At 45.9% G+C, this 1,765-nt stretch carries 2 protein-coding genes; both read left to right on the top strand.

What is annotated here, in order from left to right; genetic code table 11:
* Positions 1 to 696 (top strand): DUF4118 domain-containing protein (locus AB5H98_RS13395; protein WP_367926379.1); only part of this gene is annotated, 696 nt, incomplete at its 5' end.
* A 13-nt stretch (positions 697 to 709) separates the two neighbouring features.
* On the top strand, positions 710 to 1,693 hold the full coding sequence (locus AB5H98_RS13390; protein ID WP_367926378.1) for a sensor histidine kinase: 984 nt from the start codon (positions 710 to 712) through the stop codon (positions 1,691 to 1,693).
* Positions 1,694 to 1,765: the final 72 nt, after the last annotated feature.

Raw genomic sequence — 1,765 nt, 5'->3', positions numbered from 1 at the left:
GCACAGATTTCTACTGTATATGGAACTGAACCTGCCGGACAGATTGCGGAATATGCTCGCGTCAGCGGTGTAACAAAAATTGTTATGGGGCGCATCAACCATAAGCAAAATCCTATTACAGGAAAAAAGAGTCTGGCTGATCGGCTGATTGAACGAACAGATTTGGATGTATACATTATTCCGGATCACCAACCGCTATATAGGAAGCCTTTTGGAAAGCTTCATGTCCCAAAAGCACGCTTTACATGGAAGGACACCGGCATTATGCTGGCCTGTTTACTGCTTTCTTCCCTTGCGGGATTTGGATTTTATTACGCTGGGTTTAGCGAATCAAACATCATCACTGTTTACATTTTGGGAGTTCTGATCACGGCAGTTTGGACAAATGGTCACCTTTATGGTGCCATTAATTCTCTCCTCAGTGTGGCCGCTTTCAATTTTCTTTTTACAGAACCTCGTTTTACATTTCAGGCCAACGACCCCAGCTATCCTGTGACATTTCTCATTATGCTTTTCTCTAGCGTTATTGCGAGCTCCCTGGCCAGCCGCGTAAAGGCACAGGCCCGTTTGGCAGCACAAAAAAGTTATTATACGGAACTGCTTTTGGGGAGCAGTCAGAAACTGCAAAAGGGGCGGACCGAATGGGATTGCCTTCGGTTGACTGCGGAACAATTAAATCGGCTTTTTGACCGATGAACAGAATATTTTGATGGAATTGGGTTCCGAAGAAATCGGGGTGGCCAAGTGGGTACAAAGAAACAACAAGCACGCAGGTGCAACCACAAACACACTGCCGGACGCTAAATGCCTTTTCCTCTCCGTCCGGGGAACGCAGGAAGTGATGGGAATTGTTGGAATTCCCATCGTAGGTTATTCCATTCCGGACGCATTCGAAAAGAACCTTATGATTGCCATATTAAGTGAGTGCGGTCTCAGCCAAGAACGCATCCGACTGCAGGAAGAACGAAACAAAGCAGCTCTTCAAACGCAAAAAGAGCGGTTGCAAGCCGATTTGCTTCGAGCGGTCTCTCATGATTTACGTACACCACTCACAAACATCGGCAGCAATGCCGATACGCTTATGCAAAAAGAGTCTGCACTTGATCCGGCAATCAGGAAAAAGCTGTACACGGCAATTTATGACGATACAAACCGCCTGATTAACATGACAGAAAATCTGTTGGTAGCCACTCATCTGGAAACGGATACGGAATCCTTCAAAATGCGTCCAGAACTGATCAAAAATGTTTTCCAAAGCGCAGTTGTACATCTGGATCGCAGAGCCGCAGAACATCACATATCTGTCCATTTGGAAGACACCACACTCATGGCTGCTATGAATGCAAGCCTGATTCAGCGAGTCATCATCAACATTATGAACAACGCAATTCAGTACACGCCTAAGGAATCAAAGATTGAACTGCGTGCCGTAAAGAAAGGAAATGTCGTGCAGATAAGCGTCACCGATGATGGCCCGGGAATTCCGGATGATGCCAAAAGGCACTTGTTTGATTTGTTCTACACTGCCGGGCAAGGAAAAACGGATTGTCAAAGAGGTCTGGGGCTTGGTCTCAATCTCTGCCAATCCATTGTCGCCATGCATGGGGGAAAAATTGATGTACTGGACCATATACCGGCCGGGACTACGTTCCAGTTTACGCTTCCCTCAGTTTCTGCTGAACAAGTGAAATAGTTCATGGCATGAAATGGCGAAATATTAATCTCCTGTTAATGTCCCGTCATCTTCCTTAATCCCCACTTATTA

This window comes from uncultured Ruthenibacterium sp. (assembly GCF_963558415.1).
GTDB lineage: Bacteria > Bacillota > Clostridia > Oscillospirales > Ruminococcaceae > Ruthenibacterium.
Note: the sequence above shows the minus strand (reverse complement) of the source record. Positions and strands in the feature narration are given on the sequence as shown.

What these genes read in the sequence shown, in the direction of transcription:
- AB5H98_RS13390 (WP_367926378.1), top strand. Translation starts at nt 710, where the DNA reads ATGGAATTGGGTTCCGAAGAAATCGGGGTGGCCAAGTGGGTACAAAGA.